General features: G+C 57.0%; 13 protein-coding genes. 6 read left to right on the top strand and 7 right to left on the bottom strand.

Features of this window, described 5'->3' with window-relative positions; all coding sequences use genetic code 11:
* Positions 1 to 69 precede the first annotated feature (69 nt).
* The 3 genes from EDD75_RS02690 to EDD75_RS02700 all read right to left on the bottom strand — a co-directional run bounded on the left by EDD75_RS02690 (position 70) and on the right by EDD75_RS02700 (position 2,396).
* A complete protein-coding gene (locus EDD75_RS02690) occupies positions 70 to 618 on the bottom strand; it encodes an NUDIX domain-containing protein (protein WP_123927649.1) in 549 nt (182 codons plus the stop codon).
* Positions 619 to 632: 14 nt separating this feature from the next.
* Positions 633 to 1,220: a DUF3786 domain-containing protein gene (locus tag EDD75_RS02695; RefSeq protein WP_123927653.1), complete on the bottom strand. Its 588-nt coding sequence runs from the start codon at positions 1,218 to 1,220 to the stop codon at positions 633 to 635.
* Between the two features lie 90 nt (positions 1,221 to 1,310).
* Positions 1,311 to 2,396, bottom strand: a complete 1,086-nt coding sequence (locus EDD75_RS02700) for an HD-GYP domain-containing protein (RefSeq protein ID WP_123927656.1) — start codon at positions 2,394 to 2,396, stop codon at positions 1,311 to 1,313.
* A gap of 172 nt (positions 2,397 to 2,568) precedes the next feature.
* On the opposite strand from EDD75_RS02700, the gene EDD75_RS02705 reads away from it, so the two are divergent.
* On the top strand, positions 2,569 to 3,033 hold the full coding sequence (locus EDD75_RS02705; RefSeq protein WP_123927659.1) for an Hsp20/alpha crystallin family protein: 465 nt from the start codon (positions 2,569 to 2,571) through the stop codon (positions 3,031 to 3,033).
* Positions 3,034 to 3,102: 69 nt separating this feature from the next.
* Here the strand turns inward: EDD75_RS02705 and EDD75_RS02710 are convergent, their stop codons facing one another.
* The 3 genes from EDD75_RS02710 to EDD75_RS02720 all read right to left on the bottom strand — a co-directional run bounded on the left by EDD75_RS02710 (position 3,103) and on the right by EDD75_RS02720 (position 5,366).
* The gene (locus EDD75_RS02710; RefSeq protein ID WP_123927662.1) at positions 3,103 to 3,354 is read right to left on the bottom strand and encodes a hypothetical protein; all 252 of its coding nucleotides are present in this window, start codon (positions 3,352 to 3,354) and stop codon (positions 3,103 to 3,105) included.
* A 131-nt stretch (positions 3,355 to 3,485) separates the two neighbouring features.
* Positions 3,486 to 4,325 carry a zinc metalloprotease HtpX gene (locus EDD75_RS02715; protein WP_123927665.1) on the bottom strand — a complete coding sequence of 280 codons (840 nt, stop codon included), beginning with the start codon at positions 4,323 to 4,325 and terminating at the stop codon, positions 3,486 to 3,488.
* 228 nt (positions 4,326 to 4,553) lie between these two features.
* Positions 4,554 to 5,366: a GGDEF domain-containing protein gene (locus tag EDD75_RS02720; RefSeq protein ID WP_123927668.1), complete on the bottom strand. Its 813-nt coding sequence runs from the start codon at positions 5,364 to 5,366 to the stop codon at positions 4,554 to 4,556.
* 608 nt (positions 5,367 to 5,974) lie between these two features.
* On the opposite strand from EDD75_RS02720, the gene aprB reads away from it, so the two are divergent.
* From aprB to EDD75_RS02745, 5 genes are all read left to right on the top strand, one after another.
* On the top strand, positions 5,975 to 6,421 hold the full coding sequence (aprB, locus tag EDD75_RS02725; RefSeq protein ID WP_123927671.1) for an adenylyl-sulfate reductase subunit beta: 447 nt from the start codon (positions 5,975 to 5,977) through the stop codon (positions 6,419 to 6,421).
* Between the two features lie 23 nt (positions 6,422 to 6,444).
* A complete protein-coding gene (aprA, locus tag EDD75_RS02730; protein WP_123927674.1) occupies positions 6,445 to 8,331 on the top strand; it encodes an adenylyl-sulfate reductase subunit alpha in 1,887 nt (628 codons plus the stop codon).
* Between the two features lie 240 nt (positions 8,332 to 8,571).
* Positions 8,572 to 9,813: a CoB--CoM heterodisulfide reductase iron-sulfur subunit A family protein gene (locus tag EDD75_RS02735; protein WP_123927677.1), complete on the top strand. Its 1,242-nt coding sequence runs from the start codon at positions 8,572 to 8,574 to the stop codon at positions 9,811 to 9,813.
* A gap of 6 nt (positions 9,814 to 9,819) precedes the next feature.
* Positions 9,820 to 12,057, top strand: coding sequence for an FAD-dependent oxidoreductase (locus EDD75_RS02740; protein WP_123927680.1), 2,238 nt, complete (start codon positions 9,820 to 9,822; stop codon positions 12,055 to 12,057).
* 136 nt (positions 12,058 to 12,193) lie between these two features.
* Entirely contained in the window at positions 12,194 to 13,369 is a 1,176-nt protein-coding gene (locus tag EDD75_RS02745) for a 4Fe-4S dicluster domain-containing protein (RefSeq protein ID WP_123927683.1), read from the top strand.
* Between the two features lie 79 nt (positions 13,370 to 13,448).
* Here EDD75_RS02745 and EDD75_RS02750 read toward each other — a convergent pair whose 3' ends face one another.
* The gene (locus EDD75_RS02750) at positions 13,449 to 14,249 is read right to left on the bottom strand and encodes a formate dehydrogenase accessory protein FdhE (RefSeq protein ID WP_123927686.1); all 801 of its coding nucleotides are present in this window, start codon (positions 14,247 to 14,249) and stop codon (positions 13,449 to 13,451) included.
* Positions 14,250 to 14,316: the final 67 nt, after the last annotated feature.

Genomic DNA, 14,316 nt, shown 5'->3' on the forward strand with positions numbered 1-14,316 from the left:
TCCCCGGTCACTTTTGCCGTAAGAGCAAAACCTTGCGGTAGGATAACGCCGGATCTACCTCCGAAACCGTTACCTCGCCTCCGTCCCTTCGAGCATCCGGCTCGTCAGGAGCAGCCCGCAGATTGTCTTGGCGTCACATATCTCCCCGTGCAGAACCATACCCAGCGCCTCCGCAAAGGGCAGCCGGACGACCTCTAAAAACTCCCCGTCGTCCGGCGACGCCGTGCCGGGAGTCAGCTCCCTTGCCAGGTAAAGGTGCGTAAGTTCGTTTGCGAAACCCGGAGTCGGGTAAAACCGGCCGATGAATTCCAAACGCCCGGCCTGAAGGCCCACCTCTTCGGCCAACTCCCGTCGCGCGCAAGCCTCGGGCTCCTCGCCGGCCTCGATCTTGCCTGCCGGAATCTCGATCAACTCTCTGCCGACCGGGTGGCGGTACTGCCGGACCATGATAACCTCAAGCGTCTCGGTGAGCGGCACAATGGCAACCGCGCCGGAATACTCGACCACCTCGCGCGTGCTTATCCTGCCATCGGGCAGGAGCACCCGGTCGACGCGGACATTCAGGATCTTACCTCGGAAAGGATATTCGGAACTCAGGATTTTTTCCTTGAAGAGCAAAGCGCTACACCCCCTCAACTCAAGGTCTTTAGCGCAGCGCGCAAAGCGCCCACGCCCATCTGCGCCAGCACCACGCAATCTTCAGTGCTGAGATACCCGGGAACCGTACCGTCAAAGAGAATGCTGCCGTTGGGCGGAAACTCCGCGTCACCACCCCAGACGATAAAGGTTACGGGGACGCGCGGCAAAGCCAGAAGCTCGACGGCCGCATCCCCGAAAGGCACAGGCTTCCCACCCAGCCGCTCCCCCGCCCTTAAGAGCAGTGGTGGTTCCTTGCCAAACGTCGCCACCAAGGGCCGGATAACTCTGTTCGTGAAAGGCACGTTGTAGATAAAGCCATCGGGCAATTCCTTGAAAGAAACCTTCTCTCCTTCTGGTAGCAGGCCGGATGCTCGCGTCAGGTAGTGCAGCAGGAGGATTTCTACCGCAGGCGCCACATCTTCCCCGTCCCGAACAGGCAAGGCGTACTCGCGCCCGTAAAGCGGCACTACAAGCCTTCCCTCAAGATCGATCCTTACCCCTGCTTTGACGCCCATAACGGAGGTAACCCGCCGCCGGAATTCCTCCCGCGCCAGGTGTAAGGCCTTTTCGAGGTTTATCATTCTCTCACCCCGATAGCTTTCTAGGCTGAAGCCGCACCATCATGCCGGCAGTAGTTTCACCGATAGCCTTCCCGGCCCATCCTCCACTTTTTACGCCGGGGCAAGACCAAGCACCGCCACCTCATCGTGGTCCAATATTTGCAGTACTCCTACCCCCTCCACATGACACCAGAATTCCCGGGGAGACAGAGGTTTCTTCCCGTCGGGTTCGATCAGAACCCGCACGCGTGGGTAAAGCGAGAAACCGGGGCGGTTTTCGGTAACTACGGCCACGGCTTGATCACTGAGGCGCACCACACTCCCTACCGGGAAGGCCGCGATATTATAAAGGAAAGCCTCCACCAATTCGTGGTCAAACCAGAAATTACCGGTGCCGGCCAGCATCTCGTACGCCTCGTGAGGCTGGTAAGCCCGCCGGTGTAGCCGGTCCGCTGTTAAAGCGTCGTAGATGTCAGCCATCCCGGTCAACTGTGCCACCGGCGGAATCATGCTTCCGGTTAAGCCGTCCGGATATCCTTGCCCGTCCAGACGCTCGTGGTGTGAGCGCGCGACGACCCTGGCCACGGCATAGTGCTCAAGCATCTTTTCGCCGTAAATGGTATGTTTTTTGATCGCTTCAAACTCTTCCTTACTCAACTTCCGGGGCTTATTGAGCACCTCAGCCGGAACGCGTACCATGCCGATATCATGCAGGAGCGCCCCCAGCGCAAGGTCGTGGAGTTGCTCCGGGCCCCAGCCAAGGGTTGCCCCGGCCATCACCGCAAGGACGCACACGTTTACCGAGTGGCAAAAAAGGTACTCGGCCTCGGCGCGGATATCGATGAGGCTGTAAAGCGCTCCCCTGCTACCAAGCACCTGATTGACAATATCGTTAACCCTTTCGTGCACCTCAGGTGGAAGGCTGAGGGCCCTTGCTTTCGGCGTATCTTTAAAAAGGCACTTTACCGTCTCGACCGCTTTATGCCTGGTTTCCTCACTTATGACGTGCACGAGCTCAATATCGTCGAGAAGTCCGTCGTCAACGTAAATTGAAGGAATACCAAGCTCGCTCAGTCTATCTATATAACGGCGCGTGAGGATTACGCCCTTCCCAAGCCAGATCCGGCCGTTTTCGTCATAAACCGGTTGTCCGACCTTCATTCCCGGAATCAGTTTCGCAACTGGCAAACGCCGCATTCAGGTACTCCCCCGCCACAAGAAACCGCTATTTCTGCCGGTGCCACCCGTTGGGACATCTGAACCAGTCTGTCTCCATTGTTTCTCTTAAAAGACTTTCGCCATACTTAATAATAACGCTTCTGCCGGGATATAGCTATAAAAAGAATGCTATTTAAGGAGGATTCCTTACATGGCCTTGATGCGGCGGCGTGATCCTTTTCGCGATCCTTTCGGCGAAATCACCACCCTGCGGGAGCAGATGAACCGGCTGTGGGACGTCTTGCGACCGGGCTTTGGCTTCCGCTGGGGGGCCCCCATCGAAGCAGCGACACCGCGCATGGACATCTACCAGACGGAAAATGAGGTAGTAGCGGTCGCTGAAATTCCGGGGCTTGAATCGAAGGATGACGTAGAAGTTACCGTCACTGAAGACTCCCTAACCTTGCGCGGCGAGCTGAAGCGCGGTTACGAGCAGCAAGGAGAAGGAATCTACCATGCAGAGCGCTATTACGGGAGCTTCAGCCGGACGGTCGGACTCCCGGTAGAGGTCAAACCTGAGGAAGCAACCGCCAATTACCGTAACGGTATCCTCGAAATCCGGATGCCGAAAAGCGAAGCCGGCAAGCGCCGGTCGGTCCGCGTTCCTGTCCATTAATGATTTTCGTCCGGGAGTATCCGGCCTGCTCACCAAAAATCGTATGAAGGGCGCTTGCAGCAGCGTCCTTTATTCTTTCGGGAGCCGGTTTTTTACTTCCCGCACCAATTCCTCCACCCCCGGAAGCCTGCCGGCCGCGAGAACTTCCCGGCCGAGAATAACCACCGGCAGCGGGAGGTTTGCCGCGCGAATGGCTTCCACCAGTTCGCTTGACTCAGGAAAGTCGCCCGGGGCGTTGAAATCCTGATAGATGAAGCGCACGCGCGAACCGAAACTCTTCTCCAGCGCCTTGCGGTAAAAATGGTAGCTCAACGGCAGCACGGCCGGGCAACCCCGCGGCGGTCAACCCGGACGGTCGCCGCACGCCGGTATATCACCGAAAAGATAGACGAGAAAAGGCACTGCAACCCCCGGAAAGAATCGCCATTCAGCTCAGCCGCTAAGGCCGCATCCTACAGGGCGAGCGCCCGCAGCCGCCTTACCCGCTCGCTTACCGGCGGGTGAGTGCTAAAAAGGCGCAACAGGCTCTCACCGGAAAGAGGGTTAATGATAAAAAGGTGGGATGTTGCCGGATTTACGTGCATCGGCAGATGCCGTGCCGCCTGCTCTAACTTCAAGAGGGCGCTCGCCAGACCATCAGCGCTGCCGGCTATCCGGGCGCCGGTAGCATCTGCCCGGAACTCCCCGGCACGGGAGATCGCCATCTGGATTAGTAGCGCGGCCAGCGGTGCCACGATGGCCAGCGCCAGTGCCGCAACCGGATTGCCTCCCTCCTCTTCGTTCCTCCCCGCACCGAAAATGAAGCCCCAACGAATGATATCCGCGATCATGGTGATCGCGCCCGCCAGGGTGGCCGCAATGGTACCGGTAAGCGTATCCCGGTTTTTGATGTGCGCGAGCTCGTGGGCAAGCACGCCCTCAATCTCCTGCCAGGTAAGAAGCTGCAGCAGCCCCTGAGTCACGGCGACCGCCGCGTGTTGCGGGTTCCGGCCGGTAGCGAAAGCGTTCGGCTGCAGCGAAGGTGTAAGATAAACGCGCGGCAGCGGCAGCCCCGCCCGCCGTGTCAACCGTTCGAGAATGGCGTAAATTTCGGGCGCTTCCTCCCGGGCCAGCGGACGCGACCCGGTCATTTTAAGCGCAATTTTATCGCTGTAGAAATACGTAAAGAAATTCATGCCGGCCGCAATAAGGAAAAAGAGGAACGCTCCATGGTTGCCGCCAATAAAACGGCCGATCAGAACGAGGAGCACCGAAAGGCACGCCATAAGAAACCAGACCCGTAACCTGTCCATATTCGCCCCCCTCCTAGCATTTGGGTCCAGAAACGTTACAGAAAAAATATAGCAGGGAAAAGAGGTCCAGGTCAAGATTCGAGGCTGTTTCTTGCGGAACAGTGGGTAACTTCCAAAATTGGCCGCAGGAATTTTTACTTTACACGATAGTGCTTTTTTGACCTTTTAAGAAAATACCGCTTTCATTTGTTTTCTTTTTCACTAAGCCCTTGGGCCGAGGCGGCTAATCTATCCCTGAAGCGCGTAAACCCGGTCCTTCCCCGCAGCTTTGGCCGCTAACAGGTAGCAGTCGGCTCTTCGCAGAAGCTCCTCGGCCGTAGTGCCGTCCTGCGGGTAGGTTACCACCCCCAGGCTCATGCTTACCCCGGTGCTTTTCACAGTGTTACGGAGCCTTTCAGCGGTAATCATTGCGGACCGGGCGTCGGCGCCGGTCAGAATAACGGCGAACTCGTCACCGCCGTAGCGGACCACAACGTCTTCCTGACGCAGCGCTTTACGGATGGCTTTAGCCACATTCTGCAGCAAAACGTCCCCCGCCAAATGTCCGTATTTATCGTTATAAGCCTTGAAGCCGTCAAGGTCGAGCATCACCACCGAGACCGGGATATTGTAGCGCCTTCCCCGCGCCACCTCCGCCTGCAGGCGCTCAAAAAGGTAGCGCCGGTTGTAAACCCCGGTAAGGGGATCGGTAATCACCAGTTGCTCCAGCTCATTTACCGTCTCGCAAAGCTCCGCCTCTTTATTCTGCTTACGCTCGAATAAAAGACCAGTAAATAACGCCACGCCAACTATAAGCCCCATGACCGGTAAATCGCCGGCATCTTTCATAGATAGGCTAGCGGCGCTTATCGTTACGATAGTAACCAGCGCCGCCGCCAGAGCCCCTCGCACCCCCCAGCGATAGGCAAGAAGCGCCGCCGGCACCAGATGCACTACCCAGACCTCTTCGTTACAACCTAAGCCTCCGGCAAAAACCCGGAGCGCCAGGGGGACAAGCCAGAAGGCAATCGTAACGGCCGCCGCCCGAAAGCCGCAAGTCATCCCACTTAAGCATTCGCCTCCTTAAGCTACGCCAGGCTTAATTTCCAAAAGCGTATTAGGTTTGTTTTCGCCAAATAGCTATAATTTCCTTCCTGAGAAAAATCTTCTTTTCCGTTTTTACAGCCTGAGGACGTCCGACCTTAACTCTACTATATAAAGGAATCGGTAGTTAGAATTTAAAAATTAAATAGGTAAATTCCCCAAAAAACTTCTACCAGCGGCTCATCCTATTGGCAACGAAAAATTTATTAACTACTTGACATGCCAAAAAGGACTTTGTTAAAATAGACACAAATTACAAAGGGTTGTCCCCCCGGTAAGGTTTAAACGTAGAGTTGCAAAAAAGATATTGTAAAAAGTGGATAGAACCGGAAGGGTTTTCGTTAGAAACGGAGAATGAAAATTAAATTAAGCTGATTCCCTTACTACTGTCGTTGATTCCGCAACAGCCCCTGTTGCGTGCCTTATGGCAAAATGAAATGATTTTCCGCAGCTGCCTACTTTGCCGTTAAAGGAGGTGGTTCACAAACCCCAGAGATTCCGCACATGGTTTCCTGCACGAAGTTTCCCTACAGACAAATAAATCGCTTGCTTAAGGAGGTTGAGTTATGCCTGCATACGTAATCGCCGAGAAGTGCGACGGCTGCAAGGGTCAGGACAAAACCGCGTGCATGTATATCTGCCCGAACGACCTCATGATCCTCGACAAAGAGCGGATGAAATCCTACCAGCGCGATCCCCAGATGTGCTGGGAGTGCCTCTGCTGCGCGAAGATTTGCCCCCAGCAGGCCATTGACGTAAGAGGCTACGCCGACTTCGTCCCGATGGGCTCCCAGTGCGTGCCGCTCCGCGGTTCGCAGGATATCATGTGGACCATCAAGTTCCGTGACGGTGAAGTGAAGCGCTTCAAGTTCCCCATCCGCACCACACCGGAAGGCGGCGCCGTGGTTGATGGTGGTTACGGCAGCGGCTCCAAAGCTACCGACATCAACGACCAGTACCTCTTCACCGAACCCGAATCTGCCGGGTTTGATCTCGCTACTCTGAAGAAATAAGACTGACGGAGGAGGTTAAAGGAATGCCGGTACCGAATTTCGAAACCGTTGAAGTCACCACTGACCTTCTGATTTGCGGCGGCGGTATGGCCGGTTGCGGCGCGGCTTACGAGGCTTCCTACTGGGCGAAGAAAAACGGCCTCAAGGTTACCGTCGTGGACAAGGCCGCCCTGGACCGGAGCGGCGCGGTTGCGCAGGGTCTCTCCGCTATTAATATGTACCTTAACATCGGGAATGGTGAGCGGACGCCGGAAGAGTTCTGCCGCTACGTCCGCAACGATATGATGGGTATTGTCCGGCAGGACCTCTGCTACGACATCGCCCGTCACGTCGACTCTAGCGTCCACCTCTTCGAAAAGTGGGGCCTCCCGATCTGGCGTGACGCCGAGGGCAAGCCGATTCGTTCGGGTGCCTGGCAGGTTATGATCAGCGGTGAGTCCTATAAGATCCTGGTGGCAGAAGCTGCGAAGAAGGCGCTCAACGAGGCCGGCATGGAGCTCTACGAGCGCGTTTTCATTATTGAGCCGCTCATGGACGGCGACCGGATCGCCGGCGCGATCGGCTTTAGCACCCGCGAGGAGAAGATCTACGTCTTTAAGGCGAAAGCAGTTCTGGCCGTGATGGGTGGTTGCGTGCACGTCTTCCGGCCGCGTTCCACCGGTGAGGGTCTTGGCCGGACCTGGTACCCGCCCTTCTCGACCGGTTCCAGCACCTACTTCACCATCAGGGCTGGCGCCGAGCGGACCTGCGAAGATATTCGCTTCGTGCCCGTCCGCTTCAAGGACGCCTACGGCCCGGTCGGTGCGTGGTTCCTCCTCTTCAAGTCCACCGCCACCAACGCGCTGGATGAGGTTTACACTGAAACCCGTAAGCCGGACCTGGCGCCGTGGGAACCGTACGCCTCCACCAAGCCGATCCCGACCAACCTGCGGAACTACCAGGGCATCCTCGAGGAGCGGGACGGCAAGGGTCCGCTGCTCATGAGGACCGAGCGGGCAATCGCCGCGCTGGCGGAAGCCTACAAGGGCGACGAGAAGGCCTTCAAGAAGAAAATGAAAGAGCTCGAGAGCGAGGCCTGGGAGGACTTCCTCGACATGACCATCGGCCAGGCCAACCTGTGGGCCGCGATGAACATCCGGCCGGAGCAGATGCCGTCCGAGATCACCGGCGCCGAGCCTTACTTCATCGGTTCGCACTCCGGCGCTAACGGTTGCTGGTGCAGCGGCCCCGCGGACCTGGCGCCCGCCGAGTACAACTGGGGCTACAACCGGATGACCACCGTCAAGGGTCTCTTCGCCGCCGGTGACGCTTGTGGCGCCTCGCCGCACAAGTTCTCCTCCGGCTCCTTCACCGAAGGCCGTATCGCCGCGAAGGCGGCCATCAAGTTCATCCTCGAGAACAACACCATGCCTAACCCCGACCCGGCGCAGGTCGAGGAGTTCAAGGCGCGGATTAAGAAGCCCTTCGAGATCTACGAGCAGTACAAGGATTACGGCACCACCGACGAGGTTAACCCGAACTACATCGTCCCGCGGCAGTACCTCTTCCGGCTGCAGAAGCTCATGGACGAGTACGCCGGCGGTTGGAGCCAGAACTACGCCACCAACAAGTACAAACTCGAGCACTGCCTGAAGATGCTCGAATGGCTCAAGGAGGACGGCGAGAAGATGATCGCCCGGAGCCTCCACGAGCTGATGCGGGTCTTCGAGAACATCCAGCGGACCTGGCAGGCCGAGGCGCACGTCCGGACCGTGCTGGCCCGCGAGGAAACGCGGTACCCCGGTTACATCTTCCGGGCTGACTTCCCGAAGATGGACGAGAACTTCAACTGCTTCGTCAACGTGAAGTGGGACCGGAACACCGGCAACTGGGAGATTATCAAGCGGCCGGTCATCTACATCGTTGACTGAAGATAAGTTATGGCGGGCAGAGCCGGATGGCGGCTTTGCCCGCCATTTTCTCTTTTTCGCCTAATCCCGGGTTTTACCGCCTAATTATCACAATTTTTCAGCAAATTAAAGAAGGAGCTTTCCTTCCTGTGTCGAAGGAAAAATACGATATTCTTTTTGCCGGGTTGGCCGCTCAAAGTCTTCACGTGAAGGAGGATTTCAGGGTGCCGGTTATTGAGAACGAAAGGATGGTGGTACAGGATGGGTAACAAAGCGATTTTGGTAGTCGGCGGCGGCATTAGCGGCATCACTGCAGCCGTCGAAGCCTCGGAGGTGGGTTACGAAGTCATCCTCCTCGAAAAGAGGCCCTACCTTGGCGGAAGGGTGACGCAGCTTAACCAGTACTTCCCCAAGCTCTGCCCGCCCAATTGCGGCCTCGAAATCAACCTGAGGCGCATCAAAAACAGCCCCTACATCAAGTTCTTTACCCAGGCCGAAGTCGAGGAGATCTCCGGCCAAGAAGGCAACTTCACTGTAAAGGTGCGGCTTAATCCTCGCTTTGTCACTGACAAGTGCACCGCCTGCGGGAAGTGTGTGGATGTCTGCCCGGCAGAAAGAAGCGACGAGTTCAACTATGGGCTCGCCAGGACCAAAGCGATCTATCTGCCGCACATCTTTGCCTTCCCCGCCAAGTACGCAATCGATGCCGCCGCCTGTGAAGGAGCTAAGTGCGGCAAGTGCGTGGCTGCCTGTCCCTACGGCGCAATCGACCTTAACATGCAGCCCCAGACAATCACGCTTCAGGTAGGCGCCATCATCTGGGCGACCGGATGGAATCCCTATGACATCAGTAAGCTTACCCAGTACGGCGCCGGTCAGTACAAGAACGTCATCACTAACGTCCAGATGGAACGCCTCGCGGCCGAAAACGGCCCTACCGGAGGGCAAATCCTGCGTCCTTCCGACGGTAAGCCCGTGCAGAAAATCGCGTTCGTCCAGTGCGCCGGGTCGCGTGACGAAAACCACCTGCCCTTCTGCTCCGGCGTCTGCTGTATGGCCTCCCTTAAGCAGGCCACCTACGTCCGGGAAAAGCATCCGGACGCTCAGATCAGCATCTTTTTTATCGATATCCGGGCCATGGGCCGGTACGAGGACTTCTTCAACCGGGTCAAGGAGATGGGCAATATCACCCTGGTGAAAGGCAAGGTCGGGACCATCACCGAAGATCCGGCGACCAAAGACGTGACCGTGCAGGCGGAGGACCAGGAGTCCGGACGGTTGCTCAGCGAAACCTTCGACCTCGTGGTTTTGGCAACCGGCATGGACCCGACCTCCAAGTACGTGCCGGTTGAGTTGCCGCGGACGCCGGACGGCTTCGTAGCCGATACGACGCCTGGTATCTATGGCGCCGGTTGCGTCGCCAGCCCGCTGGATGTATCCGGATCGGTCAGGGACGCAACGGCAGCAGCGCTTAAAGCCATCCAATCTCTGAAGAGGGGGTAATCTGCCGTGGCGAATAAAATAGGCGCGTATATCTGCACCGGCTGCGGGCTCGGCGAGGCCCTGAACATCGAGGCGCTGGCAAAGGTGGCTACGGGTGAATACAAGTTAGGCATCTGCAAAACGCACGACTGCCTCTGCAGCCAGGAAGGTGTAGCGCTGATCAAGGAAGATATCGAGAAAGAGGGCCTAAACGGTATCGTTATCGCCGCCTGCTCGCCGCGGGTCAACACCGACATTTTTAAGTTCCCGCCGGAAATTATTGTCGACCGGGTCAACCTGCGCGAACAGTGCATCTGGTGCCACCCGGCGAACGATGAAGATACGCAGATGCTGGCAGAAGACCAGCTCCGCATGGGCATCGTCAAGGTCAAGGACGCCAACCCGCCGGAACCATACCAGGTTCAGGACCTGGCAACGTCTGTCCTCGTAATTGGTGGTGGGCTTGCTGGCATCACCGCCGCCCTCGAAGCTGCCAAGGCGGGAAGCAAGGTCGTCCTTGTCGAAAAAAGCGATACCCTCGGCGGTTATATGGCACGTGCCTACAAGCAGGTATCACTCAGCCCGCCTTATAACGAATTAGTCGATCCCGATATTCACGACAGAATCAAAGAAGTTCAGAGCAATCCCAACATTAAGGTTTACACAGGGGCGCAGATTGCGCAGATCAGCGGCGCTCCCTGCATGTTCGATGCAGTGATCAAAACCAAGGGCGGCGAGGTTACGGAACGGGTCGGCGCCATCGTCATGGCGACCGGTGCCGTGCCCTACGACCCGACTAAACTTGAACACCTGGGCTACGGCCGCTCACCCAATGTAGTGACCACGGATCAGCTCGAGGAGATGGCTAAGAAAGGCAAGATCGTCCGGCCTTCGGACGGCAAAGAGGTCCAGAGCGTGGCCTTCGTTCTCTGCGCCGGTTCGCGGGATCCGGAGCATCTCGCCTACTGTTCTGCTACCTGTTGTCTTGATTCGCTGCGGCAGGCGATTTACGTTAAGCAACAGAATCCTGATGCCGCGGTCTACATCTTCTTCAAGGACCTCCGGGCGCCCGGTTTCCACGAATACCTTTACAAGCGCGCCCAGCAGGAAGGCGTGGTCTTCTTCCGGACCGAAAAGCCCAAGATTGAAGAGGGTGCTGGCGGAACCCTCGTCATTAAGGCCAAAGATGTCCTCGTCAACGATAACATCGAAGCTGACGGCATCGACCTGGTAGTGTTAGCTACGGGTATGGTTTCTACGGCCTGCCTAGGCGAGATGGTGGTTGTGGGTGCTGAAGAGGAAGAGGAACCGAAGAAGGGCAACATTGAGGTTTTCAAGGTCCGGCCCGACGTTTACTATAAGTCTGATATCCTCAACCTCCAGTACCGCCAGGGTCCGGAACTGCCGATGTTAAAGTACGGCTTCCCGGATTCCCACTTCATCTGCTTCCCCTACGAGACGCGGCGTACCGGTATTTACGCGGCCGGTTCCGTGCGGGCACCCATGGACGTCCCCAGCACAATTGACGACGCTACTGGCGCCGCGCTCAAGGCTATTCAGTGTATCGAGCTGACCAAACAGGGTTGCGCCGTCCACCCGCGCGTCTGGGACAACTCCGTCACCGAGTTCTTCATGCAGAACTGCACGCAGTGTAAGCGGTGCACGGTCGAATGCCCCTTTGGCGCCATCAACGAAGACGAGAAGGCCAACCCGCTGCCCAATCCTACCCGCTGCCGGCGGTGCGCAACCTGTATGGGTGCTTGCCCGCAGCGGATCATCTCCTTCAAGAACTACAATGTGATCCAGATCGGTAACATGATCAAGGCCATCGAGGTGCCCGAGGAAGATGAGGAGAAGCCGCGGATCGTGGTCATCGTTTGCGAAAACGACGCCTACCCGGCACTCGACATGATCGGGCAGGCCCGCCTCACGCTGAGCCCCTGGATCCGGGTCATTCCGCTACGTTGCATGGGCTCAATGAACCTGGTCTGGATCAGCGACGCGCTCGCGAAGGGTATTGACGGCGTGCTGCTCCTCGGCTGCCGTCACGACGAAGATTACCAGTGCCACTTCGTTAAAGGCAGCGAGCTTTGCCGTTACCGTCTCTCAAAAATCTCCGAGACGCTGAGCCGGCTGGCGCTCGAGCCCGAGCGGATCAGGTTCGAAACGGTCCAGATTATGGACTACCCACATCTGCCCGAAATCATTAACGAATTCGCAAAGCAGATCGAAGAGATCGGACCTAACCCGTACAAGGGCTTCTAAGAGCCGGTGCGCAGAATATATTTTTAAGCGGCGTGCGTTTGCGGGAGCAGGGTCCCCTAAGATAGGGGCTCTGCTCCTCCCCTAACCTTAAAACCGGCTTTCGGTAAAAATACCAACGTTAGGAGGGAAATAAGGAGTGACCGTCAAAGTCAACCCCAACCTGGCGCGCACCCTCAAGAAGTTTGGGGCTACCACCGCAACCCAGTGTTACCACTGCGGTAACTGCACCGTCGTCTGTCCCCTTTCCACGGACGAAAACCAGTTTCCGCGCCGGTTCATGCGTTTTGCCCAGTTAGGTATGGAAGATAAGCTCAAGAACGCTGTTGAGCCGTGGCTCTGCTATTACTGCGGTGACTGTTCCCGGCTCTGCCCGCGGCAGGCCAACCCGGGCGAAGTGATGATGTCAATGCGCCGGTACCTCACCTCCCTTTACGACTGGACCGGCCTCTCACTCAAGGTTTACACTTCGCGGGCTTTTGAGTTCCTAATGGTGGCCGGGCTCTTTGCAGCTACCTTGATCCTTGTGTTCCTCCTGCAGGGGCAACCTTCTACGGAACACGCCGATCTCAGTAGCTTCCTGCCCCGGTCCCTCGTTATTGGCGGCGGCATGCTTTTCGGCGTAGCGCTTGCCTTCATGGTAGCGCTGAATATCCTGCGGATGCATAAATTCATCATGAACCCAGGCGAATACGGGCAGTACGTTAAAATCCCTGCATCGGTCTACATTAAAGAATTAGGCACCTTCCTCTACCATTTTGTAACCCAGAACCGGTTCAGCCTCTGCACCAATAGAAGCCGGTATATTAAGCACTTCCTCCTGGTCTTAGGTTTCCTTGTCTTCGCTTTTTACGCAGGCTTCATGGTGCTCGTGGAAGTCATCCGCGATGGACTTAAGGTCGCCTTCGTCACGGGAAGCCCGCACCCGATCTTTCCAGCGCTGCATCCGGTGCGCCTTCTGGAGTACGCTGCCACCGCCGCAGTTCTCTACGTGGTCATCGAATCCTTCCTCGGCCGGCTGGCGAAAAAAGAGCCCCTGCACCAGCAGTCTCACTCTACGGACTGGACTTTCTTGCTACTGGTAGGCGGCACAGTCTTAACCGGCCTGCTCACCCACATCTTCAGGAACTTAGACGTTCCCACGGCCACCTACTGGGCCTTTGCGCTGCACCTGGCCTTCATCGTCCCGCTCTTTGTAGTCGGCGCCCTCTTTGCCAAGTGGGCCCACGCCGTTTACCGGCCTCTGGCCCTCTACTTCATCAAGGTGAAACAGAGCGCCCAACAGATGCAGCAGGATGAGTTTATGAGCCTTTAAAATCCTCATCCAGGCAAAAAAAAGAACAGGGAGATAAACCATAAACGGTTCTCCCTGTTCTTTTCTTTTTACCACAATTTTAAACGGAAAAGGCCCTATTCACAAAGCCGAGCCGCATTGCCGTTAAATCGAGCGGCACCGTCCTGATATCTTCCCAGAATAGGGACAGAGCGTCCTTCTTCTTCTTCCGCTGGTCGAAGGTTTTGAGGTAGCCCCGGCACCGCGCACAGGTTTCGAGACGGTAAGCCCCCTCCTCGAAAAGGTAAAAACCGAGTCCGTCAGGATTGGTATTCCCGCAAAACGGACAGCAGCCCCGAACGAAGCGCCACTCTGTTCCGCAAAGGCCGCAGTAAAGATAACGTTTCCCGCCGGGGTCGATTCTGGCAAAATTGGGCTTGTTCCCGCATACCGGGCACTCGCCCCTCCCCCAGCAGTCGACCGCCACCTGTTCCCAGACCCGTTTGGCGAAGGCCCCGAGAAAAAGCCGTAAAACATGGCTGAAGGCGAAGGCGAAAAAGTCCGCCGGGACCTGCACCTGACCCTCCAGGAAGGTAAAGGCGCGCGGGTCACGCCGGAGCAGCGCTTCCACCAGACCCTCCCGGGCACCAGGACTTGCGGGCAGGTTCGCTTTCAAGGCAGCAAACTTTTCCCGTAGCTCCGGGAGACCGGTTCCTAACAGATCGAAAACCGCGCTACTTACCCGCAGGAACTCCTCCGTATCGATAGTGGGCGGCGCAAACGTAAGCAACGTCTGCCTGCGGTCCCATGATGATAAAGCCGCTTCGTTCACCCGGACAGCAGTCGCGCTGAGCGTTATCTTCTCTATTTCCCGGTAACAGGCAGACAGACGCGGCGGAAAGGTAAGCTCCCTCGCTCCCAAATTTTCTCTCCCCCTCCTTTTAACTTTATCACCGCCGCGCGCCCTTTACAATCAAAAAGATTTGCCA

The sequence above is a fragment of the Thermodesulfitimonas autotrophica genome (assembly GCF_003815015.1).
Lineage (GTDB): Bacteria > Bacillota > Desulfotomaculia > Desulfotomaculales > Ammonificaceae > Thermodesulfitimonas > Thermodesulfitimonas autotrophica.

Bases quoted from the DNA above. Each gene is read 5' to 3' on its own strand.
- EDD75_RS02715 (WP_123927665.1), bottom strand. From the start codon at position 4,325: ATGGACAGGTTACGGGTCTGGTTTCTTATGGCGTGCCTTTCGGTGCTC.
- EDD75_RS02705 (WP_123927659.1), top strand. From the start codon at position 2,569: ATGGCCTTGATGCGGCGGCGTGATCCTTTTCGCGATCCTTTCGGCGAA.
- EDD75_RS02720 (WP_123927668.1), bottom strand. From the start codon at position 5,366: ATGACTTGCGGCTTTCGGGCGGCGGCCGTTACGATTGCCTTCTGGCTT.
- EDD75_RS02700 (WP_123927656.1), bottom strand. From the start codon at position 2,396: ATGCGGCGTTTGCCAGTTGCGAAACTGATTCCGGGAATGAAGGTCGGA.
- EDD75_RS02735 (WP_123927677.1), top strand. From the start codon at position 8,572: ATGGGTAACAAAGCGATTTTGGTAGTCGGCGGCGGCATTAGCGGCATC.
- EDD75_RS02695 (WP_123927653.1), bottom strand. From the start codon at position 1,220: ATGATAAACCTCGAAAAGGCCTTACACCTGGCGCGGGAGGAATTCCGG.
- aprA (WP_123927674.1), top strand. From the start codon at position 6,445: ATGCCGGTACCGAATTTCGAAACCGTTGAAGTCACCACTGACCTTCTG.
- aprB (WP_123927671.1), top strand. From the start codon at position 5,975: ATGCCTGCATACGTAATCGCCGAGAAGTGCGACGGCTGCAAGGGTCAG.